We start from the raw sequence: 23,705 nt of genomic DNA on the forward strand, positions 1-23,705 counted from the left end.
GCCTCCCGGTACGCCGATACCGTTCCGCGGTGACCTCGATCTCACCCGAAACGCAGTCCGTGCCCACCGACGACCTGGGCTCCCTGGTCGTCCAGTCCTGGCGGGGCACGACCCCCGACGGAGACGTCCCCTACCTCCTGGCCTGCTCCCTCGGAGACGGCGCCAACGGCCCGGAGGGCACGTCGAAGGCCATCGAGCAGCTGCTGCTGAGCGCCGGGCTGCCCCTGGGCGAGGGCCTCGTCCACGCGGCCCAGCGGCCCAGCCTGCCGGTGAGCCTGCTCGTCGTGCCCGGGTCGGCCGTCCTCACCGTGCAGCACCTGAAGTCGCAGTTCGTCCCGCCGGAGACCTGGCTGGAGGCGGTGGGCGAACTCGGCCACGCCTACCTCATCTTCACCACCCGGCCGTGGCCGCAGGGCGCCGAGCCCGGTGACGTCGGGACGCTCGCCGCCTTCACCTCCGACGAAGAGGCGATGGCCTCGGCGGCACATGTCGTCCTGCCCGCCCGCAGCCTGCGCAGCTGAAGCGCGGACAGCCCGGGCCACGTGAGGGTGGCCCGGGCTGTGCTGTGCCCGGGGTCAGGCGGAGAGGGCCGTCAGCACCACGGACTTGGCCTCTTCCTGGACCCGGCCGAGGTGGTCGGGGCCGAGGAACGACTCCGCGTAGATCTTGTAGACGTCCTCGGTGCCCGAGGGGCGGGCCGCGAACCAGGCGTTGTCCGTGGTCACCTTGATGCCGCCGATGGCCGCGCCGTTCCCCGGGGCCTCGGTGAGCACCGCCGTGACCGCGTCCCCGGCCAGGGTGTCGGCGCTGACCTGGGCCGGGGAGAGCTTGGCGAGCAGGGCCTTCTCCTCGCGGGAGGCGGGGGCGTCGATGCGCGCGTACGCCGGTTCGCCGAAGCGGGCCGTGAGGGCCGCGTAGTGCTCGGAGGGGGTCTTCCCGGTGACCGCCGTGATCTCGGAGGCGAGCAGGGCGAGCAGGATGCCGTCCTTGTCGGTGGTCCACACGGAGCCGTCCCGGCGCAGGAAGGACGCCCCGGCCGACTCCTCCCCGCCGAAGCCGATGGTGCCGCCCGCCAGTCCGTCCACGAACCACTTGAAGCCGACGGGCACCTCGACCAGCTCGCGGCCCAGGTCGGCGGCGACCCGGTCGATCATGGCGGAGGAGACCAGGGTCTTGCCGATGCCGGTGGCGGCCGGCCATTGGTCGCGGTGGGCGTAGAGGTAGGAGATGGCGACGGCCAGATAGTGGTTGGGGTTCATCAGGCCGGCGTCCGGGGTGACGATGCCGTGCCGGTCGGCGTCGGCGTCGTTGCCCGTGGAGATCTGGAAGCGGTCGCGCTGCTCGATGAGCGAGGCCATCGCGTACGGCGACGAGCAGTCCATGCGGATCTTGCCGTCCCAGTCCAGCGTCATGAACCGCCAGGTGGGGTCGGTGTACGGATTGACCACGGTGAGATCGAGGCCGTGCTGTTCGGCGATGCGGCCCCAGTAGGCGACCGACGCGCCGCCGAGCGGGTCGGCCCCGATACGGACACCGGCCGCGCGGATCGCGTCCAGGTCGAGCACGCCGGGCAGGTCGGCGACGTAGGTGCCGAGGAAGTCGTAGCGGCCGGTGGTGGGGGCCGCGAGGGCCCGGGCGTGGGGGACGCGCCGTACGTCCTTCAGGCCGCCCCGGATGATCTCGTTGGCCCGGTCCTGGATCCAGGAGGTCGCGTCGGAGGCGGCGGGGCCGCCGCTGGGCGGGTTGTACTTGAACCCGCCGTCGGCGGGCGGGTTGTGGGAGGGCGTGACGACGACGCCGTCCGCGAGACCGGTGGTGCGGCCCCGGTTGTGGGTGAGGATGGCGTGCGAGACGGCCGGGGTCGGCGTGTAGCCGTCCGCATCGTCGATCAGCACGGTCACCTCGTTGGCGGCGAACACCTCCAGGGCGGTCACGCGCGCGGGCTCCGACAGGGCGTGGGTGTCCGCGCCCAGGAAGAGCGGGCCGTCGATGCCCTGACCGGCGCGGTACTCGCAGATGGCCTGGCTGGTCGCGGCGATGTGGTCGTCGTTGAACGCGGCTGCCAGAGACGATCCGCGGTGTCCGGAGGTCCCGAACGTGACGCGCTGGCCCGGATCATCCAGGTCGGGGCGGCGCGCGTAGTACGCGGTGACCAGCCGAGCGACATCGACGAGATCCTCGGGTCCGGCCGGACTTCCCGCTCGCTCGTGCTGCATGGGCCCGCTCCTCCGTAAGGGTTGATCGTTCGCTTGCGGTCTCATCCTTCCTCGTCACCGGGGTGCCGCGCGAGAGGGGCACCCCGGTGACCGACGGATGTGCGCCGGCCCACGGAGGAGGGGGTGGTCCGGAGCACGAGGAGGCGGCGCCACGGACCACCGGGACCCCCGGTGGCGCGCCGCGCCGCCTGCTTCCCTCGTGCCGGCACGTCCATCGCGCCGGCCGTGCTCAGATCCGCCCGCCGGTGAGCCGGGTGAGGGGGCCGTGCGCGCCGCGTTCCGCGCGGCGGCCGACGGCGTAGGACGCCGCGCTCAGGGCGGTCAGGCCCGCTCCGACCCCCGCGGCCACGAGCTTGCGGTGGGCGATGACCGTCCAGGCCGTCTTCGCCGTGGTCGCGACGTGCCCCGAGGCCGTGACGACCGCCTGGCGGCCCGCCTCGACGCCCTTGGCCGCGGTCTGTGCGGCCGCCTTCGCCGTCTCGGTGGAGCGCTCCGCGCCCGACTTGGCGGCTGACGCCGCCTCACCGGCCTTGCCCGCGGCGCCCTTCGCCGCCTGGGACGCCGACGCGGTGGCCTTGTCCGCCGTGCCACGGGCCTTGGACTCGGCGGTCCGTACGGTGGCCGCCTTCTGATTCGTGCGCTTGTTCTCTTCAGTCATGGACACCGACTTGCCTCTGACTCCGGCGGCAAACACATTCGGTCGCGCACCGACCGGGCGGAAGTGTGCCTGAGCACCGCGCCGGAGGGGTAGGCGCACTACAGACGAGCGACATCACCACAGGAAGGAAGGTGCGTCATGGCCGGAATGCTGAATCGCCTCAAGGAGTTCGCCAAGAGCCCGCAGGGACGGCGGGCCACGGAGCAGGCACGGCGGGCCGCGGCCGACCCCCGCAAGCGGGCCCAGGCCCAGCGTCTGCTCGGCAGGCTCAAGGGCCGCCGCTGACGGGGCGCCCGGTTCCCCGGTGTCCAACTCCTCGGACCCACAGGTGTGTTCATGAACGGCTTGGGCACTTGAGCCGCACCACACACACCTGAGAGGAGCTGGTTCGATGGGCAGGGCGGGGAACGGCAGGCGGGTCTGTGCCTTAGGCGTCGCCGGAGCCCTGGCGGGAACGCTGCTGGTCGGCTGCGGCGACGACGGTGACTCGGGCGACGGCGCTCAGGGCACCTCGGCGTCCTCGGGCGCCGGCGCCCGGGAGCAGGGCACCCAGGCGGTGCGGTCGGCCTACGACAAGACGGCCGAGGAGGACACCGCCCGGGTGAAGCTGCGGGTGCGGACCTCCGCCCAGGGCGCGTCGCAGACCGCGAGCGGGCAGGGTGCGGTGGACCTGGACGACGGCGACAGCGTCATGACGCTCACGGTGCAGGGACAGCAGATCGAGCAACGGGTGGTCGACCAGGTCCTCTACCAGAAGCTGCCCAAGGGCCGGACGCCCGGCGGCAAGCCCTGGATCAAGATCGACCTGGGGAAGGTCGCCGCACAGCAGGGCACCGGCGATCAGTCCATGAGCGATCCGGCGCAGTCCGCGGCGTACGCCAAGGCGATCACCGACAAGGACGTGACCAAGAAGGGCACGGCCACGGTCAACGGTGTGGAGACCACGCACTACCGCGTCTCCGTCGACGTCGCAAAGCTGCCGGGCGGCGACACCCTGCGCAAGCAGGTCGGCCCGACCCTGCCGATGGACGTCTGGCTGGACGACGAGGGGCGGCTGCGCCGTCAGCAGACGGACATGACCGTCAAGGCCCCGGAGGCGACGCAGCGGTCCTCCGCCGACGCCTCGTCCGCGACCGAGAAGGTCACGGTGCGCACGGTCATGGACTTCACCGACTTCGGCACCGAGGTGGAGGCGGACGAGCCGCCGGCCGGGCAGGTCACCGACATGACGGGCAAGGCCTTGGAGCAGGGCAAGCGGCAGAGCTGACCGGGTCATCCCACCGCACGGCCGCGGAGACGTCGTACGAGGTCGTCCGCGGCCTGCGGCCACTCGGGGTGCTCGAAGGCGAAGCCCGCGTCGAGCAGACGGCCGGGGACGACACGTCGGCTCTTCAGCAGCAGTTCGGTGTCCGAGCGCAGGACGAATGCGCCGAGCTCAGCCATCCGGCGCGTCGCGGGCAGGCCGACGGGGATGCCGGACGCGGCCCGCAGGGCACGCATGAAGGCGCGCTGCGGCACGGGGGCCGGCGCGGCGAGGTTGACCGGGCCCTCGATGTCGTCCCGGGCGACGAGGAACTCGACCGCCCGGACGAAGTCCCGGTCGTGGATCCAGGACACGTACTGGGCGCCACCGGCGACCGGTCCGCCGAGGCCCAGCCGGGCCAGCCGCAGCAGGACGTCGAAGACGCCGCCCCGGTCCGGGCTCATCACCATGGCGGCGCGCAGGGCCACCTTCCGGGTGTGCGGGGTGTCTGCGCCCTCCAGCTCCCGCTCCCAGGCCTTGGCGATGTCGACGCTGTACCCCCAGTAGCCGGGGACGTCGGGTTCGGTGCCGCCGATCACGCCGGTGGCCTCGTCGTTGGCCACGTCGAAGCGGTGCGCGTACACGGTCGCGGTGCTCATCTGCAGCCAGAGCCGGGGCGGCCTGCTCGCCGCGGCGACGGCCTCGCCCACGACCCGGGCGGAGTGGACCCGCGAGTCCATCATCTGCCGGAGGTTGGCGGGCGTGTAGCGGCAGTTCACGCTCCGGCCTGCGAGGTTGACCACGACGTCACAGCCGTCGATCTCGGCCGCCCAGGGCCCCGGGGTCACGCCGTCCCAGTACACCTCGCCGGGCCCGGTCGGGTGCCTGCTGAGCACCACGACGTCATGTCCGGCCGCGCTCAGCGCGCGCTTCAGGACCGTGCCGACCTGCCCGGTGCCACCGGGCATCACGAACTTCATGAAGGTCTCCCCCTCGATGTGCGAGAACGACCCTAACCCATATTTGAACGTGTTCAAAACATGAGGGAGGCGGGCCTTAACCTGCGCAGATCCGCCATCGGGCAAGATGGGGCCCATGAGCGTAGTCAAGATCAACGTGCTGACCGTGCCCGCCGAGCAGCGGGAGACGCTGGAGAAGCGGTTCGCCTCCCGCGCGCACGCCGTGGAGAACTCCGACGGGTTCGAGTGGTTCGAGCTGCTCCGCCCGGTCGAGGGCACCGACACCTACCTCGTCTACACCCGGTGGCGTGACGAGGAGTCGTTCCAGGCCTGGATGGAGGGGCCCATGAAGTCCGCGCACCAGGGCGGCGGCGAGGGCGGCGAGCGGCCGAAGCCCGCGGCGAGCGGCTCGACGCTGTGGTCCTTCGAGGTGGTGCAGCAGGCCGGGCCGAAGGAGGCCTGACCGACCGCACCACGTACGGGGTCCCCCATGCGGTCGTCGCATGGGGGACCCCGTACGTGGTGTTCGTACCGGCGCTCAGGTGTGCCGGGAACGCGTGGGCACGGCGGTGCGGCCGACCGCGGCCGCCAGTTTGCGCAGCCGGCGCCAGTCGAGCCGCGGGGGCGCCTCGGGCACTCCGGGCCGGTTGCGGGGCACCCGCACCCGCAGGGCGCGGCGGGCGACGCGGCAGTGGACGGGAGCGGGCATGGTGAGCGCCTCGCCGTCCAGGCCGACCTCCAGCTGCGGCTCGTCGGCGTCGACGACGACGCGCTGGGCGGTCAGCGCGGTGAGCCCTTCCGGGCGCGGGGACAGCAGGAGTTCGGCCGCTTCCACGGCACTGTCCACGCGGACGGCGAGCACGCCCAGCCGCCCGGAGTTGAGCCGCTCGCGCCGGCCGAATCCGAAGGGGTCGTCCATGCGGTAGGCGTTGTTGCTGACCAGGATCGCCTGCGGGTCGGAGACGATGATGCCGTCGGCGGTGGCCGTCAGACGCGGGCCGCTCTGCCGGGTGAGCAGGTCGGGCAGCCGCTCCAGGGCCGCGCCCACCTTGTCCTCGCGGTAGCCGGGGCTCTGGACGACGGCCCCGTACACGCCGAACGAGGCGTTGTTGACGAACGGGCGGTCGTCGGCGAACCCGAGGTCGACGCGGAGTTCGACGCCGTCGGTGAGGGCGTCGAGGCAGGTGGAGGGGTCGTCCCGGTCCAGGCCCAGGTCCATGGCGAAGTGGTTGCGCGTGCCGGCGGCGATGACGAGGAACGGCAGGCCGTGTTCCGCGGCGACGGCGGCGACCAGCGCCTGGGTGCCGTCGCCGCCGGCGACGCCCAGGAGGTCCGCTCCGTCGGCCACGGCGGCCTTGGCCAGGGCGGTGACGTCCTGGTGCTGTTCCGGGTCGAGCAGGACGACCTGGGCGCCGAGCGACTCGGCCTTCTCCCGCAGGTTGAACTTCTCGACCTTGCCGCCCCCGGAGCGCGGGTTGAGCAGCAGGAAGGGGCGCAGCGGCGGCGGCGTGCGGTACTCCTTGACCCGCACGGACCGCAGGCCCGTGCTGCGCAGGGCGTAGCGGCCGCTCCAGACCGCCCCGCACCACAGGAGCAGGGACAGGACGACCACCCACAGCAGGTTCGCCGCGGCGAAGGCCGTGATGAGGCCGGCGGGCGCGACGACGGCCAGCGCGGCCGACGCGATGCGGACCGCTCCCCGCCGTGACAGGACCCACCAGAGCGCGGCCGCGGTCAGGGCGAGTCCCGCGAGGCCCGCCACGAGCAGGAGCAGCCCTCGCAGACCGCCGGAGACGAGCGGCAGCAGGGCGGCCAGGGCGGCCGCGGCCAGGGCGGCCCTGGCCGCCCATCTCTGCCGGCGGTGAAACCGTTCGTCCATCGCCGATCCCATCTCGTCCCTCCGCTCGAAGGCCGGCGCGGGCGGATCCCCGAGACCGCGCCCGGCCGTGACCATGGTGCCCGCCGACGCGTCGGCTTCGCCACTGCCGTCCTGGACGGCTCCCCCGCCGCGGGCCCCGTCGGACGCGAAGATCCATCGGGGCGGAGCCATCGACAGCGTACGCGGCCTGGTGGGCGCGGTTCCGCGCGCCCGGGGCGTGGCCTCGGCGTCGATAACCGCAAGTCGGTGACGTTCGGCGTGAAGATCAGGAAGGCTCGCGCGCACGGTCTCGGTCCTGCAGAACGTGGCGATCGACTGTGCGGATGCCTACGGGCCGGCCCGCTTCTGGAGCAGGGTGACCGGCCGTCCGCTGCATCCGCAGGACAGACCGGGTCACCGGGAGGCCCGGGTGATGCCTGCGGAGGAGCCGGTGCTGCACTTCAACCAGGTCCCCGAGGCCAGGACCGGCAAGAACCGGATCCATCTGTGCCTGCGCCCCGAGACCTCGCGCGATCAGGAGGTGGACCGGCTGCTTGGCCCGGGTGCCACCTTCGTCGCCGATCACCGGAACCCCGACGGTTCGCTCTGGGCGGTCCTCGCCGATCCCGAGGGCAACGAGTTCTGCGTCCTGCGCAGTGAGTCCGACCGAGCCGCCATGAACTCCTGAGCTGCCCTGCTGATCAACTGAATTACGTCACCGCCGACATCACCAACCGCACCACGAGCGGCGGCACGGTCACCAGCCACCTCGTCAGACGGTTTCGCGAGCCGCTGGACCTGCGGGCGCCGAAGCCGGGCGAGGTGCTGAGCGCCGCGGGCTGAACACCCGCGGTACGGCAGCGCTTTCCGTTGGATTCCGGGCGGCAACCGCCCGAGTGGGACGAATCGTCACACCAGGGCTTGACGGGGCGGAGCCGGGCTCGGCCTACTGGAAGGCGCAGCCGGCCGAGTCGGGGGTCTGATGGTGCGGCGACGTTGGGCAGCGGCGGTGGGTCTGGGGGCCTGCCTGCTGATGCTGCTGCACCTCATCACCCCCGCTTTCGCGGACCAGGCGCGCTCGGCGGTACCGGTCACCGCGGCGGTGGACGCGACGGTGCCGGGCGCGGCTCCGAGTGCCGAGGCCGACGAGGCCGAGGAGCCCTGTCCGGATGAGGAGGAGCCGTCCGGGCGGCAGCTCGCGGCGCGGACGCAGCGGGCCGCGGGGGCGGCCGGAATGAGCCTGGTGGTGCCCGGGACGGCCGTGCCGGGCGAGAGGGGTGCGCACCTCCGTGCGGCGGGAGCGCCTCCGTGTCCGGTGGCGGTCGGATCCGCCCCGAGTACCGCCCGGTTGCAGACGTTCCGCTGCTGAGTGACGGCAGTACCGACCAGGGTCTGCGCCGTGCGGCCCGAGTACTGCCTGGTGCCGGTACGCGGTGATGTGCAGGCCTTCGTGTGTCCCCATGCCGATGACACAGGAGGCAGAGTTGCCTGGAAAGCGCGTTCTCGTTCTGAGGCCGGACGAACTCGGCCCCAGCGACAAGAAGATGTGGCGGGAGATCCGGACGGAGTCGGGCGCCCCGGCGAATCCCTTTCTCGACCCGGTGTTCACCGCTGCGGTGGGGCAGGTCCGGCCGGGTGCCAGAGTGGCGGTGCTGCAGGACGACGGCTCCCCTGTGGGGTTCTTCCCGTACGAGGCGGGGGTGCGGGGGCGGGGCCGGGCCATCGGGCTGGGGGTGTCCGACAGTCAGGGGGCCGTACTGCGCCCCGGGGTGCGGCTGGACGCCCGCCGGTTGTTACGGGCCTGCGGGCTGGCGTCCTTCGAGTTCGACAACCTCGAAGCCGGTCAGGAGGCGTTCGTGCCGCACGCGGTCGAGGAGCTCGCCTCCCCGGTCGTCGACGTCGGCGACGGTTTCGAGGCGTACGCGCGACGGCTGCGGGCGCAGTCGCCTGGTTTCCTCAGACAGACCCTGGCCAAGGAGCGCAAGCTGGCCCGGCAGGTCGGCGAGGTGCGCTTCGTGTACGACGCCCGGGACCCGGGCGCGCTGCGGACTCTGATGGAGTGGAAGTCGGCGCAGTACCGGCGGACCGGCCGGCGGGACCGGTTCGCCCAGGAGTGGATCACCCGGCTGGTGGGGTTGCTCGGAAGGAGCGAGGACCCGGAGTGCCGCGGGGTGCTGTCCGTGCTGTACGCCGCGGACCGGCCCGTGGCCGCGCACTTCGGTTTGCGCTCGCGCACGGTGCTGTCCTGGTGGTTCCCGGCGTACGACCGCGGATACGCCAAGTACTCCCCCGGACTCGTGCTGCAGTTGAGGATGCTGGAGGCCGCGGCGGCCGACGGCGTCGAGACCCTTGATCTGGGAAGCGGTCCGGCCCGCTACAAGGAGTCGCTCAAGACGCGTGACCTGCGCGTGTACGAAGGAGCGGTGGTACGGGCGGTTCCGGGGGGAGCCGTGCACTGGCTGGGACGGGAGCCCGCCCGGGCGGCCCGCCGCTTCGTCCGCAACCGGCCCGGCCTGGCCGCTGCGGCGGCGCGGACCCTGGAGGAGGTGGGCCGGCTGCGCGGTGGCTGAGACCGGCGCGCCCGGCTCCGGGGAGCCGGGCGCGGTGTGCGGTCGGGTCAGCCCGTGGCGGTCCAGCTGTGGGCGACGTCCACGATGACGCGGTCGTCCAGCTGCTGCACCCGGAAGGGCAGCCGGGCGCGGACGCCGAGGCCGATCTGGGTCTCGCCCTCGAAGCTGCCGGCGAACCGGGTGTCCCGGAAGGTGCGGTAACCGGTCAGGTCCACGCCCGGCAGCGGGCGCGCCACCCGGCCCGGGTACGTGGCCGCGCCGGTCTCCGGGTCGTACGCGGGCGCGACCACCCGGACCGCGAGGACGGCGCCGCCGGCCACGGGGATGTGGCGGCCCGAGCCGTCCTGATGGAGCCGGGTGACGTACTGGACGGTGTAGCCGACGCCGCTGCCCGCGCCCGGCACGTCGACGACCATCCGGTCGAAGCAGGTGTGACGGCCGGTCCTGACGTTCGTCATGGGCGCGACGGTGGCGCCGGCGTCCGTCTTGGCCAGGCTTCCCCAGCCGGTCGGACACGTCGTGGCCGTGGTGGACCGCGAGGTGGCGTCCGGTGCGGCGCCGGCCGGGACCGCCGCCACACCCACCGTCGCGCCCACGAGTGCGAGAGTCGCGCATGCTCTTCTGATTCGTACCATTGCCGCCCCCGAGGCTTGCATGTGGTTGATGTCGGGTGAGACGGCCGGGCGGACCGAAAGGTTGCACTTGCCGCGCCGGACCGCCGGGCATGGCACATCCTGGTGGGGAGCGATTGGTGTCCGGTGCGTCCGTACCGGGAGGACGCGACATGGATGAGGCAGCCGCCGTACCGGACGGGCCGCGGTCGGCCGACGGCCGGAGCCGGGACGGGGCTGGGAGCCGGGCCCCCGCCACGGGCCCGGGCCGGATCGAGGATGCCCTGACGGACCCGCTGGTGGAGGCCGTGCGAGACCTCGACGGCTACGGCGGACTGGTCTACCTGCGCTCCCGCGACCGGCGCTCGCTGGTGCTCGCGATGGTCACCGGCGTGCCCCGCTCACTGCTCAAGAGCTGGTGGCGGGTGCCGGTGGGGGGTGCTCTGCCCATGGCGGAGGCGTACCGGCGCGACGAGACGCTGTGGCTGCCGGACGAGCGCGCCACGATGGTGCGCTTCCCGCACTTCACCGCCGGTCTCCCCTACTCCTTCGGCTCCGCCTACCAGCCCGTCCGGACCGGCGGTGAGGCGGTGGGCGTCCTGGTCGTGCTGCGCTCGGCCACCCGGACGCCGATGGACGCGGAGACGGTGGACCGCGCGTTGCGTCCCGCCGAGCGGGCCATGGGAGATCGCCTGCACCGCCTGGCCGCACGCCCGCCCGGCGCGGGCGCCGCCGCCCGTCGCGTCGAGTACGACGACGAGCCGATCAGCGTGCGGCTGCCCACCTCCGGCGCCCATCCGGTCCGGGTCGGGCTCATCGACTGGGACCTGGACAGCGACCGGTGCTCGGCGGACGACGAGGCCCTCGCCCTGCTGGGCATCGACCGGGCGGACTACGGCGGCGCCATCGCGGACATCGAGTCCCGTGTCAGCCCGGACGACCTGCACGAACTGCGGGAGAGCCGGCACGACGCGCTGGCCGACGGCCGGGTCAGGTCCCGGCACTTCCGGGTGCGGGACGAGTCACGGGGCGCGGGGGAGAGCGGCTACCGACCGGTCGAACTGTGGGGGCACCTCGTGCACGGCGGAGCCGGCTGCCCGCGGATCCTGGTGGGCGCCCTCGTCGACGCCGCAGGCGGACTCACCGCGGCCGAGGCGGCCGAGCGACTGCCCGACGGGATCTTCTCCCTGGACCAGGACGGCCGCCTGACCTACGCCAACCGCCGCTGCGAGGAGCTGCTGGACTCCGGCCGGGAGGAGCTCTTCGGCCGCTATCCGTGGGAGGTGATCACCTGGCTCCGGGACCCGGCGTACGAGGACCGCTACCGGGCGGCGATGCTGTCGCAGGAGCAGGTGTCCTTCCTCGTCCGGCATCCCGGGGGGAGCTGGCTGAGCTTCGTGCTGTACCCGGACGTGCACGGGCTGACCGGCCGGGTCTCCCCGACCGGGCCGCCCACCGGGGGCGAACAGGGTCTTGAGGCCGCTACCGCCGCCGGTCCCGGCGTCGCGGCCGCAGCGCCCCCGCCCGGGCCGGTCGCCGCCGCGCGTGCCGGAGCTCTCTACCACGTGGTACAGATGGCGAGCGTGCTCACCGAGGCGGTCACCGTGCGGGACGTCTGCCGGGCGGTGTCCGAGCAGCTGCTGCCCGCCTTCGGCGCCCGGGAACTGGCGCTGTACACCGTCCGCGAGGGCCGGATGTACCTCCTGTGGGAGTCGGGATATCCGGAGGGCTTCCTCACCCCGTTCGAAGGGGTCACCCTCGACACACAGCTGCCCGGCGTCCACGCGCTCACCACCCGGCTCCCCCTGTTCTTCGAGTCGCCGGAGGACCTCTCCCTCGCCTATCCCGGCATCACCCTGGACCGCATGAACGCCTGGGCATTCCTGCCGCTGATCGCCTCCGGGCACTCGGTCGGCTCGTGCATCCTCGGCTGGGAGGCCCCGCACCGCTTCACCCCGGACGAGCGCTCCGCCCTCACCGCGCTGAGCGGCCTGGCCGCCCAGGCGATGGAGCGTGCCCGGCTCTACGACGCGGAGTCCGCCGTCGCCCGCGGTCTCCAGGAGGGGCTGCTGCCGCACCGCCTGCCCGCCGTCGAGGGTCTGCGCACGACCGGCCGCTATCTGCCCGGTACGCAGGGCATGGCGATCGGCGGGGACTGGTACGACGTGATCACCACCGGCCGTGGCGTGGCCCTGGTCATCGGGGACGTCGAGGGGCACAGTGTCGGTGCCGCGGCGGTGATGGGGCAGCTGCGCAGCGCGGTGCACGCCTTCGCCGCGAGCGAGCGCCCGCCGCAGGAGGTCATCACGCACACCAACCGGCTGCTGACCGACCTGGAGTCGGACGTCTGCGCCACCTGCTGCTACATCGAGCTCGACCCGGGCACCGGACGGGCCCTGGCGGTGCGGGCCGGTCATCCCCCGCCGCTGCTGCGCCACCCCGACGGGCGGGCCGAGACCCTGGATCTCATGGGCGGCGTCATGCTGGGCGTGCAGCCCGACTCCGTGTACCCCGTCACCGCGCTCACGCTGGCCCCCGGCAGCGTTCTCGCCCTGTACACCGACGGGTTGGTGGAGCGGCCCGGCAGCGACATCGAGACGGGTATCGACGCGGTCCGGCGCCGGCTGTCCGAGACCCCGGCGGACTCGGTGGAGCATCTCGCCGACCGGTTGGTGGGGACGGCCCGGCGGGCCCGGGAGCGGCCGGACGACGTGGCGCTGCTGCTGACGGCGTACCGGTGAATACGGTGCCGGGCGTCCGGGCATGCCGGCCGGATGCCCGGATGTCCGGACACCCGGCCGATTGGCGAACGGCCGTGCGAAGCGGCGCGGAGTACCGTGGGCGGGACCGGCGAGCAAGGCGGTGGTGGCGGTGGAGTGGCGGCGGTACGCCGAACAGATGGCGCAGCTCGCCCGGGATCTGGTCGCCCAGGATTCGGTGCAGGCGACGCTGGACGCGGTCTCGGCGGCGGCGGTGGAGCTGGTCGAGGGCTGCGACGCGGCGGGGATCCTGACGGTTTCGAAGGGCCGGGCCGTGACGCTGGCCGTGTGCGGCGAATTCGTCGAGGAGTCGGACCGGCTGCAGGGCGAACTCGGCGAGGGTCCCTGCTTCGACGCCGCGCGCCGCGTGGACGGTGAGCGGCTGTTCCGCATCGCGGACATGACCCGGCCTCAGCCGTCCTGGCCGCGCTACAGCCGGGCCGCTCGCGATCTCGGGATCGGCAGCATGACCGGCGTCCTGCTCTACACCGACGAGCAGGATTTCGGCGCGCTGAATCTCTACTCGCGCCGTCCCGGGGCGTTCGGCAAGGACATCGAGTCGGCGGGCTGGCTGCTCGCCTCCCACGCCGCCGTCGCCCTGTCCACCGCCCGTACCGTCGACCAGCTCGAACACGCCCTGGAGACGCGTCACGCCATCGGTGAGGCCATGGGCATCCTGATGGAGCGCCATCAGCTGAGCGAGGCCGAGGCCTTCGGCGTGCTGCGGCGCATCTCCCAGAACCACAACCTCAAGCTGCGCGACGTGGCCCGGCGGGTCCGGGCCCAGGCGTCCGGTCAGGTCTGACCGCCCGGCAGGCGTATGGCGCGCAGAAGGAGAACCGCGATGTCGTCGGTGTGCTGTCCGGTGGGTGTCGTGTGGCGTACGAGCCGGTCGATGAGCCGCTCCAGGTCCTGCCCGTCGCCGGAGTCCAGCTGCCCGGCGAGGTCGGTCGTGGTGCGGGTGACGTCGGTGCCGGGGACTTCGACCAGGCCGTCGGTGTAGAGGGCGAGGGTCGTGCCGGCGAACAGGGGCACGGTGGTGACCGGGTAGTCGCCGCCGGTGTCGATCCCCAGCAGCGGACCCGGGTCGACGTCCAGGACCCGGGCGGGGTGCCGGGCGTGACGCAGCAGCGGCGGCACGTGTCCCGCGCTCCCGAAGGACGCCTGCCGTCCCGCCAGGTCGAGGTGGACGTAGAGGCAGGAGACGAGCAGTTCGGAGTCGAGGTCGGCCAGGAGCCGGTTGGTGCGGGCCAGGACCTGGCCGGGTGAGGCGCCGGCGGTGGCGTGGGCGTGGATGGCGGTGCGGACCTGGCCCATGAGGGCCGCCGCGGCGACACTGTGGCCCTCCACGTCGCCGATGACGGCTGCCGCGGTCGTGTCGTTCACGCGCAGGACGTCGAAGAAGTCGCCGCCGACCTCGGTGCCGTGGCCGGCCGGCAGGTAGCGGGCGGCGACGTCGAGGCCGGGCAGGCGCGGCAGGGCCCGGGGCAGCAGGGCGCGCTGCAGTTCGTGCACGAGCCGGTGTTTGGTGTCGTAGAGCCGGGCGCGGTCGAGGGCCTGTGCGATCAGGCCGGACAGCGAGGTGAGGACGGCGCGTTCGTCGGCGGTGAAGGTGTGCGGCTGGGCGTAGGACAGGATGCAGCAGCCGACGGGCCGGCCGGAAATGATCAGGGGGAGGAACGCCCAGGCCTGCTTGCCGCTGATCTGGGGTGCTCTGGGGTAGCTGGTGGCCAGTTCCGCGGGGTGTGCGAAGAAGGCGGGGGTGCCGCTGGCGAGGACCTGACCCGCGGGGGTGAGGTCGGTGTCCAGGGACAGGGCGTCGAGCCGCTCCATGACCTCGGCCGGGTAGCCGTGGTGGCCGGTGATCTTCAGCCGCCCGGCGTCGACGCCGGACAGCACCAGGCCCTGGGCGCCGAAGGCGGGCAGGATCTGGTGGGCGATCAGCGCCACGAGGTCGCGTACGGTCACCGACTCGGTGAGCGCGGCGGCCAGGTGCACGAGTTGGTAGAGGCGTCCCGTCGGTGCCGCGACGGGCGGCCGTGCGCCGGCGGACGGCGGGTCCTCGGCCTGCTCCCCGCTCGGCAGGACGCGGACGCTGATGCCGCTGGTGTCGGGATAGAGCTGGAAGGTCAGCGGCTGGTCCGGTGTGCGGAGCGCGGTGAAGGAGACGGGGGCGCGGCTGACCACCGCCGTGCGGTAGTGGTCCTCGTAGACGGGGTCGTCGAGCCAGGGCAGGGACTGCCAGGGTCTGGTGCCCAGCAGCCGGTCGGCGCCGCGGCCGAGCAGGCGGGCCGCTGTGGCGGTGATGAAGGTGACGCGGCCCTCCAGGTCGAGGGCCAGGGCGCCCTCGGGGAGGCGTTCGAGGTAGTCGGCGGCGGCCAGGCCGGTCTGCGCGGGGTGGCGGGTGGCGTCCACGGGGACGACCCGCGGCAGCTCGGGCAGGGACGGCGGCCGGGGAGCGTCGTCCAGGAGACGGGCCATGCGCCGGGCGCTGGAGGTGATGTGGCCGCGTTCCCGTGGCGTGACCCGGCGCGGCCGGCCGGCGGGCCACATCAGCACGAGGCCGCCCCAGGCGCGGCGTACGCCGGTCAGCGGGACGGCGACGAGTGCGAACGGGTAGGGCAGGACGGCGGCGGCGCGGGGGTAGCGGCGGGCCATGTCGTCCTGGCCGGCCACGCTGACCAGGGTGTCGTCGTGGATCGCGTCGGCGACCGGGACCGGCGCGGTCAGGGGCAGCCGCCGCCAGGGGGCGGAGAAGGCCACCGGCAGACCGCACAGGGCCACCAGGCGCAGCACCGGCTCGGCCTCCTCGATGAGGTAAAGGCCACCGATCGAGGCGCCCGTGCCGCGCACGGTGTCGGCCAGGGCCGCCCCCAGGGCGTCGTCCGGTGATCCGGCGCCGCCGGGGTGCTCGTTGCTCCCGGGCATGGTGTCCTCCCGCTCCTACCCGGACGCTACGCCTGGCGGAGCGTCCGGGCATGTCATGCGGACGGATGCCCGGTTTGGCGCCGGTTGTGCAGGTATCAAAGCGGGGCCGCAGTGCTGCCGGAAGCGCTGGTCCGGCCGTTTTCCGCGGGCGGCCGTGCGGGAGGACGCCGGCTGGCAGAATCGGGAGCCCTGACGGCAATGGGAGGCCGGCTTGCAGACGCTGACATCGCAGGACCCGCTGGCCGTCGCCGTCACGGAGGCGATCCGCGCCGGGGATCTGCCCGGGCTCCGGCGGCTCCTCGCCGACCATCCCGGTCTCGCCGCCGCACGCATCACCGAGCAGGCTGAGGACGGCAAGGGCACGCGCAGTCTCCTGCACATCGCGGCCGACTGGCCCGGTCACTTCCCCAGGGGCCCCGAGGTGGTCGCGCTCCTGGTGGCCGCCGGGGCCGATCCGCAGGCCCGCTTCGACGGTGCGCACGCGGAGACGCCGCTGCACTGGGCCGCCAGCAGCAACGACGTGCCCGTCCTGGACGCGCTGATCGCGGCCGGGGCCGACATCGAGGCGCCCGGGGCGGTGATCGGCGGCGGCACCCCGCTCGCCGACGCCCGGGGCTTCGGGCAGTGGCGCGCCGCGCACCGGCTCGTCGAGCACGGCGCCCGCGTCACGCTCCAGGACGCTGCCACGCTCGGTCTGCTCGACCGGGTCCGGGCCTGCGTCGAGGCGGACGAGGCGCTGTCACCGGAGGAGATCACCAGCGCGTTCTGGGGCGCCTGCCACGGCGGTCACCTGCCCACAGCGCAGTACCTCCACGAACGGGGCGCGGACCCCGACTGGTGCGGCTACGACGGCATGACCCCGCTGGACGTCGCCCGCACCCAGGACGCCGACGACGTCGTGCGATGGCTGCGCGGCCTGGGCGCGAAGAGCGGCGCCTGAGGGGCTCTTTCACCAGGCCCGTCCGGGCCGCGCGGCCTGGGACCCCCACCGCGGTCGGCGCCCTCCTCCGCCCGGCAGCGCGCGGGGCGCCTCACAGGCAGTAGCGCACCAGCCATTCGTCCTGGTTGTAGGCGGTGCGCGCCGGGTCGGGCACGCTCGCCGCCCGCTCCTCGACCATGTCCTCCACGCGCACCGGCTCCGGCAGTGACCCGAAGCGGGCCCGGCGGGCCGCGCCCTCCGCCTCGCTCCCCTGCTGCGTCGTCGCCTCGTCCACGGCGAATCCCCTCTCCGGCTGGTCGGTCCGACCGTTCGTCCCTTGGTGGGCAAAAGGTTGACGTGCGGGAGGGGCTTCTGGTTCCCGTGGCGTCGCTCAGCCGTAGAAGTCGCGCGCCACCGGTGCCGGGCGAGGGTGGCCAGCCGGTCGTCCGTGAGCGGGCGGCCGTCACTCAGGGCGGTGTTGCGTTCGACGTTGCGGAGGCTGCGCATCCCGGGGACGACCGTCGAGACGGCCGGGGCGCTCAGGACGAAGCGCAGTGCGGTCTCGGCCACGTCTTCGGGGCCGATGCGGACCGAGACGCCGAAGAGCCGGATCGAGCTGATCGCTTTTGGCCGAGCGGCTCGCTTGTTCGACCGTAAGAACTTTCACCTCGGCGGTTCCTCTTACGGCGTCGAAGTGATAGGAAACCTTCCTATCAGTTCTGCACGGCAGCTCTTCCACCCCCCACTCTGCTTGGAGGCCCCGTGAGACACCCCGCCACCCCGGCGACGCGCCGCACCGCCCTGACACTGTTCGGCGCGGCCCTCGCGGCCACCCCCTTCCTGAAACCCGCCGCCGCCACGGCGTCCGTGCGGGCGACCGGGCTCGACCACCCGGCGAAGAAGGAGATCGCCATGCAGCTCGTGTCGAGCGCCGAGAACTCCTCGCTCGACTGGAAGGCGCAGTACCAGTACATCGAGGACATCCGCGACGGCCGTGGCTACACCGCCGGCATCATCGGGTTCTGCTCCGGCACCGGCGACATGCTCGACCTCGTGGAGCTCTACACCGACCGCAGGCCCGGCAACGTCCTCGCGAAGTACGTGCCGGCCCTGCGCGAGGTCAACGGCTCGGACTCGCATGCCGGACTCGACCCCGGCTTCCCCGGCGACTGGCGCCGCGCTGCCCGGGACACCGCGTTCCAGCGGGCCCAGGACGACGAGCGCGACCGGGTGTACTTCGGCCCGGCGGTCCGGCAGGGGAAGGCGGACGGGCTGCGCGTGCTCGGCCAGTTCGCGTACTACGACGCCATCGTCATGCACGGCGACGGCACCGACCCCCTGAGCTTCCGCAACATCCGCAGGCGCGCGCTGCGCACGGCGAAGCCACCGGCGCAGGGCGGTGACGAGGTGACGTACCTCGACGCCTTCCTGGACGCACGGGTGTGGGCCATGAAACAGGAGGAGGCACACAGCGACACGAGCCGGGTCGACACCGCTCAGCGCGTCTTCCTGCGCCGGCGCAACCTCGACCTGAACCCGCCGCTGGACTGGAAGGTCTACGGCGACAGCTACCACATCGGCTGACACGACCGGCCCGGGCGGGAATTGGTCCACCAAGCAGGCAGGGAAGTGGACCCCGGCCCGGGCCGCCCGGCTGCCTAGCGTCACTCCCATGAACGCCACGACCACGCGCGGTGCCCTGCTCGCCGCGCTCGCCTGCGTCCTCGTCGGAGGGTCCTTCACCGCCAACAGCGTCCTGGGCGACTACCCCTACGCGGGCGGCCAGTTCCTGCGTTACGCACTGGCCTGCCTGCTTCTGGTGCCGGTGGCCGGGAAGGGCGCCGTCGGCCGGCTACGGGCCCTGACATCCCGCCAGTGGGCCCGTCTCGCCCTGCTGGCCGCGGTCGGCATGGTCGGTTTCAACCTGGCCGTCATCGCCGCCGAGCGCACGGCGGAACCCGCGGTGCCCGGCGTGTTCGTGGGCTGCGCACCGGTGGCCGTCGCCGTGCTCGTACCCCTCCTGGACGGGCGCAGGCCCCAACGGGTGGTGCTGTACGGGTCGTTACTGGTGGCCGTCGGCGCCTTCACGGTGCAGGGCTGGGGGCGCACGGACGGCACCGGCATCGCCTTCTCCGTGTGCGCCCTGGCCGGGGAGGTCGGGTTCGCCGTGCTCGCGGTGCCCGTGCTGCGGCCGCTCGGGCCGCGGCTGCTGTCCGCCACGGTGTGCGCGGTCGCCGCGCTGGAGTCGGCGGCGGCCGGGCTGCTCGTCGACGGCGCCGGCTGGCTGCGACGTCCGGACACCGTCGAGACGGCCGCGCTGCTGTGGCAGGCGGTGGTGGTCACCGTGGTCGGGTTCGTGTGCTGGTACGTGGGCATGCAGCGCATCGGCGCGGAGCGCGCCACGCTCTTCTCGGGCCTCATCCCGGTCGCGGCGGCCTGCACCGCACCGCTCGTCGGCACGGGCTCCTACGGCCCCGCGCAGGCGGCGGGCAGTGCGCTGGTGGGGCTCGGCGTGGCACTCGGGTCGGGAGCGCTGCGGCGGGCGGAGCGCAAGCGGGCCCCGCGGGGTCGGGCCTTTCGGGGGAACGGACGACGGGAGTCCCGGGGAGTCCGCGTGCCTGAAACGCCGGAGTGATCACGCGCGCATGTAATGGGCCATCGCACCTCCCGGCCGACACAGGAGACGACGTCCATGCCGCACAGCCATACCGGTGATGGGGACACGAAGGCCTCGCGCGGGGGTGTGCTTCGGCGGCTGGGCGAGTGGTGCGCACGCCACTTCGTGATCGTGATCGTCGCCTGGCTGGTGGCGCTGGTGGCGCTGCAGGTCGTCAGCCGTGAATTCGGGGGGTCGTACTCCGACGACTTCAGCCTGCCCCAGGCGCAGGCCCAGAAGGGCCTGGACGTGCTGAAGGCGCACGATCCCCAGGCCGGTGGCTACAGCAGCCAGATCGTGCTGCACGACGACCAGCAGCCTCTGACCGCACTGAGCTCCCAGGTGTCCACCACGGTCGCCGATCTGGAGAAGCTCCCGCACGTGCTGTCCGCCCAGAACCCGCTGTCCGCCCCGAGCACGCCGAGCGGCCAACAGAACGTGGGGCCGCTGTCGGACGACAAGAAGACGGCCTACATCACCGTCCGTTTCGACGTGCAGCCCTCGACACTCGGCGACGACTACCTCGACGGAGTCGACACCGCCGTGCAGCCCTTGCGGTCGGCCGGGGCGGAGGTCGAGTACGGCGGACCGCTCGGCGAGCTCGCCCGGCCGTCCGCCGACGACCGGGTGAGCGAACTGATCGGTTTCGGCGTGGCGGTCATCGTGCTGCTCGTCGGGTTCGGCAGCGTGATCGCCGCTGTCGTCCCGCTGCTGAGCGCACTGATCAGCGTCGTCGGCGGGCTCGCCATCCTCGGTCTGCTGGCGGCGGCCTTCACCTTCGCGACGGTCTCACCGACCCTGGCCACGATGATCGGCCTCGGCGTCGGCATCGACTACGCCCTGTTCATGCTCACCCGGCACCGGCAGAACCTCGTCGACGGCATGGACCCGGTGCGGGCGGCGGGCCAGGCCGCGAGCACCAGCGGCCATGCCGTTCTCGTCTCGGGCTGCACGGTGATCATCGCGCTGGCGGGCCTGTCCGCGTCCGGGGTCTCCTTCATCGCCCTGCTCGGTCTCGCCGCCGCCGTCACCGTCGTCTCGGCCGTCGTCGGCGCGCTCACCCTGGTGCCGGCCCTGCTCGGCCTCATCGGCCGGCACATCGACCGCTACCACGTGCGCCCGCCCATCGCCGAGACCGAAGCCGGGGCGGGTGACACGCCGCAGGGCACCTGGCACCGGTACGCGCAGCGGGTGGAGCGCAGACCGCTGTCGTTCCTGTCGGCGGGGGTCGTCGTGGTCGCGGTCCTCGCGATCCCGTTGTTCTCCATCCAGCTCGGGCACATCGGTGACGGCGCGGACCCGGCCTCCTTCACCGACCGACGGGCGTACGACCTGATGGCCGACGCCTTCGGGCCCGGCTCGAACGGCCCGCTCACGGTCGTCATCGACCAGACGAACGTGCCGCAGTCGCAGCGCTCCGCCCTGGCATCGAAGGCCCAGCAGTCACTCGACAAGGTCCAAGGCGCCGCCGTGGTCACTCCCCTGACGCCCACGCAGGACGGGGACATCCTGACGGGCACGGTCTACTCGGCCAAGTCCCCGCAGAACGCCGCGACCACGGACCTGACCAACCGTCTCGTCGACGACACGCTGCCGGACGCCGTCCAGGGCACGGACGCCAAGGGGTACGTCACCGGTACGACGGCGACCCAGGTCGACTTCCGTGACATCGTCGCCTCCCAGCTGCCCGTGATCATCGCCGTCGTGGTGGGTCTGGCCTTCCTGATCATCCTGGCCGTGTTCCGGGGGCTGCTCGTCGCCGTCAAGGCGGCCGTCCTGAACGTGCTGTCGATCGCCGCGTCGTACGGGGTGGTCGTCGCGGTCTTCCAGTGGGGCTGGGGCGGTCCCGCTCTCGGCGTCCACGGCAAGGTGCCCATCGAGAGCTACGTGCCGATGATGATGTTCGCCATCGTCTTCGGCCTCAGCATGGACTACGAGATCTTCCTGCTGTCGCGTGTCCATGAGGCCTGGCTCCGCAGCAGGGACGCCAAGGGATCGGTCGCGCACGCCCTGGAGATCACGGCCCGGGTGATCACCTGTGCCGCGCTGATCATGGTGAGCGTGTTCGCGGCGTTCGTCGTCAGCGACAACATCGTGGTCAAGATGCTCGGACTGGGACTGGCCGTCAGCGTGCTCATCGACGCGACCGTCGTACGCCTGCTCATGGTGCCGGCCGTGATGACACTGCTCGGGCGGCACGCCTGGTGGATGCCGCGGTGGCTGGACCGGGTGGTGCCGCACATCGCCGCCGAGGGGGCACAGGCCGAGGCGCGTTCGGCCTCTCACTGAGACGCGACCGCCCACGCTGCCCCAACTCGCGTACGGCATCGGCTGCTTGCCACGGCTTCCCTCGTCATCCCGAACCCCCGGGCCCGAAAAATCCCATTTTTCTGTTTTGACCTAGTTGCTGTGGTTAATCGAGGAGGGTGCGTGCGGGACGGCCGCCGGATCGGGAAGCCGGCGGCGAGCCCCGCACCGGCCGGGCGTGCCGACGCGCGGTGGTGGACGGCGTACGCCGTCGCCGCGGGCGGTCCGGATCCCGACGAGACCGAATCCACGGGCGGTGCCTGAGGGAGAGGGCCCATGAGCGAGATGGTGAACGAGAGCACCGGTCGTGCCCAGCAGGCCGGGCAGACGGCGAAACAGGAAGCCTCGGCCACGGCCGGTCAGGCCAGGGAAGGCGCGAGTCAGGTCGTCGGCACCGCCACCGACCAGGTCAGAGCCGTAACCGGCGAGGCCAGGGCTCAGGCCGGTGCGATGGCCGGGGATCTGCGGACGCGGGTCACCGAGGAAGCCGAGAGCCAGACCCGGCGCGGAGCGCAGGTGATGCGGCAGTGGGCGGACGACCTGTCCGGTCTCGCGGACAGCGCCGACGCTGACTCACCCGCCAGGAGCCTCGTGACGCAGGCGGCCGACCGCGGACACCGTGCCGCCGACTACCTGGACACCCGGGGCGTGGGCGGCCTGGTCGACGACCTGCAGGACTTCGCCCGCCGGCGCCCCGGCGCCTTCCTCGGCGGAGCGGTCGTGGCCGGATTCGCCGTCGGACGGCTCGCCAAGGCCGGCAGTAAGGCCGGCAGCAAGGCCGACGGTCCCGGACCGGACCGCTCGGCGCAGCCGCCCACCTCCGGTTCCCGGAGCCTGCCCGAGGACGCGGTGCCGTCCGGGCTGCCGGGTCACGGGGAGGTCTGAGATGTCGTCGCTCACGCCACACGCCCCGCATCGGCACGCTCCGAAGCACCGCGGGCAGGAGGACAGCTCGGTGGGAGAGCTGCTCTCGACGGTGACGTCGGACGTGCAGCAGCTGCTGCGCCAGGAGGCGGAACTGGCCAAGGCCGAGATCCGGGAAGAGGCCACGAAGGCGGGCAAGGCGGCCGGGATGTTCGGCGGAGCCGGTTTCGCCGGCTACATGGTGGCGGTCTTTCTGACCCTGGCGGCGATGTTCGCCCTGGCCAACGTCATGGATACGGGATGGGCCGCGCTGATCGTCACCGGAGTGTGGGCGGTGGTCGGCCTGGTCCTCTACCGCCGGGGCCGCGCGCGGATGCGCACCGTGTCGCCGAAGCCGGAGCAGACCATGCAGACGCTGAAGGAGGACATGCAATGGGCACGGCACCCGACCAGATAAGGGCCGACATCGAATCCACCCGGGAAAGACTGTCCGAGGACGTCTCCCGACTGGCCGACCGCGCCCGCCCCCGCCGGATGGTACGGCGTCGCACCCGGCGCGTCCGCGGAGCTCTGCACGGGGTCAGGGAACGAGTGATGGGCAGCGCTTCGGAGTTCACCGGGCAGACCTCCGACCGCACGCAGCAGGCCGCCCGGTCGGTACAGGAATCCACCGGTCAGGCGGCGGACACCGCGCGCCAGGCCGCCGGAAAGGTCGCCGGCACCGCCGGGCAGGCCGGCGACGCGGCACGGCAGGCCCCCGGGCAAGCGATGCGGCAGACGCAGGGCAACCCGCTCGCCGCCGGCCTCATCGCCTTCGGCGCGGGACTGCTGACCGCCTCGCTGCTGCCCACCTCGCAGGCCGAGGAGCAGGCGGCGGAGCGGGCCGGACAGGCCGTCGAGCCCGTGAAACAGGCCGCGTTGGAGTCCGCGCAGCAACTGAAGGAGGACGCCACCCAGGCCGGACGCCAAGCCGCCCAAGAGGTCAAGGACACCGCCTCCGAAGCCGCCCGAGCCACCAAGGAACAGGCCGGAGAGCAAGCCGGGCACGTCACGGAACAGGCTCGCCGGTCCGCACAGACGGCGGCCGGGGAAGCACGCGGACAGACCGGCAGCCCCGGACCGTAGGCACCCCGCCGCCCGGCCGGCCGCACTCTGAC

The 23,705-nt window shown here is 72.9% G+C and carries 24 protein-coding genes and 2 pseudogenes; 18 read left to right on the plus strand and 8 right to left on the minus strand.

What is annotated here, in order from left to right:
• Positions 1–29: 29 nt before the first annotated feature.
• A complete protein-coding gene (locus tag A4E84_RS01595) occupies positions 30–521 on the plus strand; it encodes a DUF5949 family protein (protein ID WP_062924814.1) in 492 nt (163 codons plus the stop codon).
• Positions 522–575: 54 nt separating this feature from the next.
• Here the strand turns inward: A4E84_RS01595 and pgm are convergent, their stop codons facing one another.
• Together pgm and A4E84_RS01605 are read right to left on the minus strand one after the other, a co-directional pair.
• Positions 576–2,216: a phosphoglucomutase (alpha-D-glucose-1,6-bisphosphate-dependent) gene (pgm, locus tag A4E84_RS01600; RefSeq protein WP_062924815.1), complete on the minus strand. Its 1,641-nt coding sequence runs from the start codon at positions 2,214–2,216 to the stop codon at positions 576–578.
• A gap of 229 nt (positions 2,217–2,445) precedes the next feature.
• Positions 2,446–2,874, minus strand: a complete 429-nt coding sequence (locus tag A4E84_RS01605; RefSeq protein WP_174569398.1) for a hypothetical protein — start codon at positions 2,872–2,874, stop codon at positions 2,446–2,448.
• A gap of 138 nt (positions 2,875–3,012) precedes the next feature.
• On the opposite strand from A4E84_RS01605, the gene A4E84_RS43305 reads away from it, so the two are divergent.
• Together A4E84_RS43305 and A4E84_RS01610 are read left to right on the plus strand one after the other, a co-directional pair.
• A complete protein-coding gene (locus tag A4E84_RS43305) occupies positions 3,013–3,159 on the plus strand; it encodes a hypothetical protein (RefSeq protein ID WP_167455398.1) in 147 nt (48 codons plus the stop codon).
• 106 nt (positions 3,160–3,265) lie between these two features.
• Positions 3,266–4,141: an SCO4651 family lipoprotein gene (locus tag A4E84_RS01610; RefSeq protein ID WP_062924817.1), complete on the plus strand. Its 876-nt coding sequence runs from the start codon at positions 3,266–3,268 to the stop codon at positions 4,139–4,141.
• Positions 4,142–4,146: 5 nt separating this feature from the next.
• Here the strand turns inward: A4E84_RS01610 and A4E84_RS01615 are convergent, their stop codons facing one another.
• Positions 4,147–5,097, minus strand: coding sequence for a DUF1731 domain-containing protein (locus A4E84_RS01615; RefSeq protein ID WP_062924818.1), 951 nt, complete (start codon positions 5,095–5,097; stop codon positions 4,147–4,149).
• Positions 5,098–5,212: 115 nt separating this feature from the next.
• On the opposite strand from A4E84_RS01615, the gene A4E84_RS01620 reads away from it, so the two are divergent.
• Positions 5,213–5,539, plus strand: coding sequence for an antibiotic biosynthesis monooxygenase family protein (locus A4E84_RS01620; protein WP_031113632.1), 327 nt, complete (start codon positions 5,213–5,215; stop codon positions 5,537–5,539).
• A 75-nt stretch (positions 5,540–5,614) separates the two neighbouring features.
• Here A4E84_RS01620 and A4E84_RS01625 read toward each other — a convergent pair whose 3' ends face one another.
• Complete coding sequence (locus tag A4E84_RS01625; protein WP_062931226.1) at positions 5,615–6,967, minus strand: diacylglycerol/lipid kinase family protein; 1,353 nt, start codon at positions 6,965–6,967, stop codon at positions 5,615–5,617.
• Between the two features lie 283 nt (positions 6,968–7,250).
• Between A4E84_RS01625 and A4E84_RS01630 the strand changes: the two genes are divergently transcribed.
• The 3 genes from A4E84_RS01630 (at position 7,251) to A4E84_RS01640 (ending at position 9,504) form a co-directional block, all read left to right on the plus strand.
• Positions 7,251–7,622: a VOC family protein gene (locus A4E84_RS01630; RefSeq protein WP_062924819.1), complete on the plus strand. Its 372-nt coding sequence runs from the start codon at positions 7,251–7,253 to the stop codon at positions 7,620–7,622.
• Positions 7,623–7,916: 294 nt separating this feature from the next.
• Positions 7,917–8,303, plus strand: a complete 387-nt coding sequence (locus A4E84_RS41930; protein WP_237304771.1) for a hypothetical protein — start codon at positions 7,917–7,919, stop codon at positions 8,301–8,303.
• 97 nt (positions 8,304–8,400) lie between these two features.
• Positions 8,401–9,504 carry a GNAT family N-acetyltransferase gene (locus A4E84_RS01640; protein WP_062931227.1) on the plus strand — a complete coding sequence of 368 codons (1,104 nt, stop codon included), beginning with the start codon at positions 8,401–8,403 and terminating at the stop codon, positions 9,502–9,504.
• A 47-nt stretch (positions 9,505–9,551) separates the two neighbouring features.
• Here A4E84_RS01640 and A4E84_RS01645 read toward each other — a convergent pair whose 3' ends face one another.
• A complete protein-coding gene (locus A4E84_RS01645) occupies positions 9,552–10,139 on the minus strand; it encodes an AMIN-like domain-containing (lipo)protein (protein ID WP_062924821.1) in 588 nt (195 codons plus the stop codon).
• 149 nt (positions 10,140–10,288) lie between these two features.
• Here A4E84_RS01645 and A4E84_RS01650 point away from each other — a divergent pair, with 149 nt between their 5' ends.
• Both A4E84_RS01650 and A4E84_RS01655 read left to right on the plus strand, forming a co-directional pair.
• Positions 10,289–12,856 carry a SpoIIE family protein phosphatase gene (locus tag A4E84_RS01650; protein WP_079128820.1) on the plus strand — a complete coding sequence of 856 codons (2,568 nt, stop codon included), beginning with the start codon at positions 10,289–10,291 and terminating at the stop codon, positions 12,854–12,856.
• A gap of 157 nt (positions 12,857–13,013) precedes the next feature.
• A complete protein-coding gene (locus A4E84_RS01655) occupies positions 13,014–13,679 on the plus strand; it encodes a GAF and ANTAR domain-containing protein (RefSeq protein WP_418082252.1) in 666 nt (221 codons plus the stop codon).
• On the opposite strand, the gene A4E84_RS01660 is transcribed toward A4E84_RS01655, so the two are convergent.
• Complete coding sequence (locus tag A4E84_RS01660; protein WP_062924823.1) at positions 13,670–15,802, minus strand: SpoIIE family protein phosphatase; 2,133 nt, start codon at positions 15,800–15,802, stop codon at positions 13,670–13,672. The genes A4E84_RS01655 and A4E84_RS01660 overlap by 10 nt on opposite strands.
• Before the next feature lie 211 nt (positions 15,803–16,013).
• Between A4E84_RS01660 and A4E84_RS01665 the strand changes: the two genes are divergently transcribed.
• Entirely contained in the window at positions 16,014–16,742 is a 729-nt protein-coding gene (locus A4E84_RS01665; protein ID WP_062924824.1) for an ankyrin repeat domain-containing protein, read from the plus strand.
• Between the two features lie 91 nt (positions 16,743–16,833).
• Here A4E84_RS01665 and A4E84_RS01670 read toward each other — a convergent pair whose 3' ends face one another.
• Entirely contained in the window at positions 16,834–17,016 is a 183-nt protein-coding gene (locus A4E84_RS01670; RefSeq protein WP_062924825.1) for a hypothetical protein, read from the minus strand.
• Between the two features lie 185 nt (positions 17,017–17,201).
• A pseudogene (locus tag A4E84_RS45615) lies at positions 17,202–17,291 on the minus strand (hypothetical protein); the annotation flags it as partial.
• A gap of 192 nt (positions 17,292–17,483) precedes the next feature.
• On the opposite strand from A4E84_RS45615, the gene A4E84_RS01680 reads away from it, so the two are divergent.
• The 8 genes and pseudogenes from A4E84_RS01680 to A4E84_RS01705 all read left to right on the plus strand — a co-directional run bounded on the left by A4E84_RS01680 (position 17,484) and on the right by A4E84_RS01705 (position 23,673).
• Positions 17,484–18,305, plus strand: a complete 822-nt coding sequence (locus A4E84_RS01680; RefSeq protein ID WP_062924827.1) for a chitosanase — start codon at positions 17,484–17,486, stop codon at positions 18,303–18,305.
• Between the two features lie 88 nt (positions 18,306–18,393).
• Positions 18,394–19,356, plus strand: coding sequence for a DMT family transporter (locus A4E84_RS01685; RefSeq protein ID WP_062924828.1), 963 nt, complete (start codon positions 18,394–18,396; stop codon positions 19,354–19,356).
• Positions 19,357–19,413: 57 nt separating this feature from the next.
• A complete protein-coding gene (locus A4E84_RS01690; protein WP_062924829.1) occupies positions 19,414–21,666 on the plus strand; it encodes an MMPL family transporter in 2,253 nt (750 codons plus the stop codon).
• Positions 21,667–21,807: 141 nt separating this feature from the next.
• Complete coding sequence (locus A4E84_RS42790) at positions 21,808–21,948, plus strand: hypothetical protein (RefSeq protein ID WP_159029544.1); 141 nt, start codon at positions 21,808–21,810, stop codon at positions 21,946–21,948.
• A gap of 12 nt (positions 21,949–21,960) precedes the next feature.
• Positions 21,961–22,569, plus strand: a complete 609-nt coding sequence (locus A4E84_RS01695) for a hypothetical protein (protein WP_062924830.1) — start codon at positions 21,961–21,963, stop codon at positions 22,567–22,569.
• 70 nt (positions 22,570–22,639) lie between these two features.
• Entirely contained in the window at positions 22,640–23,005 is a 366-nt protein-coding gene (locus tag A4E84_RS01700; protein WP_237304773.1) for a phage holin family protein, read from the plus strand.
• Positions 22,981–23,061: pseudogene (locus tag A4E84_RS44195) on the plus strand (DUF3618 domain-containing protein); the annotation flags it as partial. The gene A4E84_RS01700 and the pseudogene A4E84_RS44195, both read left to right, overlap by 25 nt.
• A gap of 81 nt (positions 23,062–23,142) precedes the next feature.
• Entirely contained in the window at positions 23,143–23,673 is a 531-nt protein-coding gene (locus tag A4E84_RS01705; RefSeq protein WP_237305168.1) for a hypothetical protein, read from the plus strand.
• Positions 23,674–23,705 lie beyond the last annotated feature (32 nt).

Origin of the sequence: Streptomyces qaidamensis (assembly GCF_001611795.1) — a bacterium.
GTDB lineage: Bacteria > Actinomycetota > Actinomycetes > Streptomycetales > Streptomycetaceae > Streptomyces > Streptomyces qaidamensis.

Coding starts and splice junctions, on each gene's coding strand:
- pgm (WP_062924815.1), bottom strand. CDS start 2,216: ATGCAGCACGAGCGAGCGGGAAGTCCGGCCGGACCCGAGGATCTCGTC.
- A4E84_RS01605 (WP_174569398.1), bottom strand. CDS start 2,874: ATGACTGAAGAGAACAAGCGCACGAATCAGAAGGCGGCCACCGTACGG.
- A4E84_RS43305 (WP_167455398.1), top strand. CDS start 3,013: ATGGCCGGAATGCTGAATCGCCTCAAGGAGTTCGCCAAGAGCCCGCAG.
- A4E84_RS01610 (WP_062924817.1), top strand. CDS start 3,266: ATGGGCAGGGCGGGGAACGGCAGGCGGGTCTGTGCCTTAGGCGTCGCC.
- A4E84_RS01615 (WP_062924818.1), bottom strand. CDS start 5,097: ATGAAGTTCGTGATGCCCGGTGGCACCGGGCAGGTCGGCACGGTCCTG.
- A4E84_RS01620 (WP_031113632.1), top strand. CDS start 5,213: ATGAGCGTAGTCAAGATCAACGTGCTGACCGTGCCCGCCGAGCAGCGG.
- A4E84_RS01625 (WP_062931226.1), bottom strand. CDS start 6,967: ATGGGATCGGCGATGGACGAACGGTTTCACCGCCGGCAGAGATGGGCG.
- A4E84_RS41930 (WP_237304771.1), top strand. CDS start 7,917: ATGGTGCGGCGACGTTGGGCAGCGGCGGTGGGTCTGGGGGCCTGCCTG.
- A4E84_RS01640 (WP_062931227.1), top strand. CDS start 8,401: ATGACACAGGAGGCAGAGTTGCCTGGAAAGCGCGTTCTCGTTCTGAGG.
- A4E84_RS01645 (WP_062924821.1), bottom strand. CDS start 10,139: ATGGTACGAATCAGAAGAGCATGCGCGACTCTCGCACTCGTGGGCGCG.
- A4E84_RS01650 (WP_079128820.1), top strand. CDS start 10,289: ATGGATGAGGCAGCCGCCGTACCGGACGGGCCGCGGTCGGCCGACGGC.
- A4E84_RS01655 (WP_418082252.1), top strand. CDS start 13,014: ATGGCGCAGCTCGCCCGGGATCTGGTCGCCCAGGATTCGGTGCAGGCG.
- A4E84_RS01660 (WP_062924823.1), bottom strand. CDS start 15,802: ATGCCCGGGAGCAACGAGCACCCCGGCGGCGCCGGATCACCGGACGAC.
- A4E84_RS01685 (WP_062924828.1), top strand. CDS start 18,394: ATGAACGCCACGACCACGCGCGGTGCCCTGCTCGCCGCGCTCGCCTGC.
- A4E84_RS01690 (WP_062924829.1), top strand. CDS start 19,414: ATGCCGCACAGCCATACCGGTGATGGGGACACGAAGGCCTCGCGCGGG.
- A4E84_RS01695 (WP_062924830.1), top strand. CDS start 21,961: ATGAGCGAGATGGTGAACGAGAGCACCGGTCGTGCCCAGCAGGCCGGG.
- A4E84_RS01705 (WP_237305168.1), top strand. CDS start 23,143: ATGGGCAGCGCTTCGGAGTTCACCGGGCAGACCTCCGACCGCACGCAG.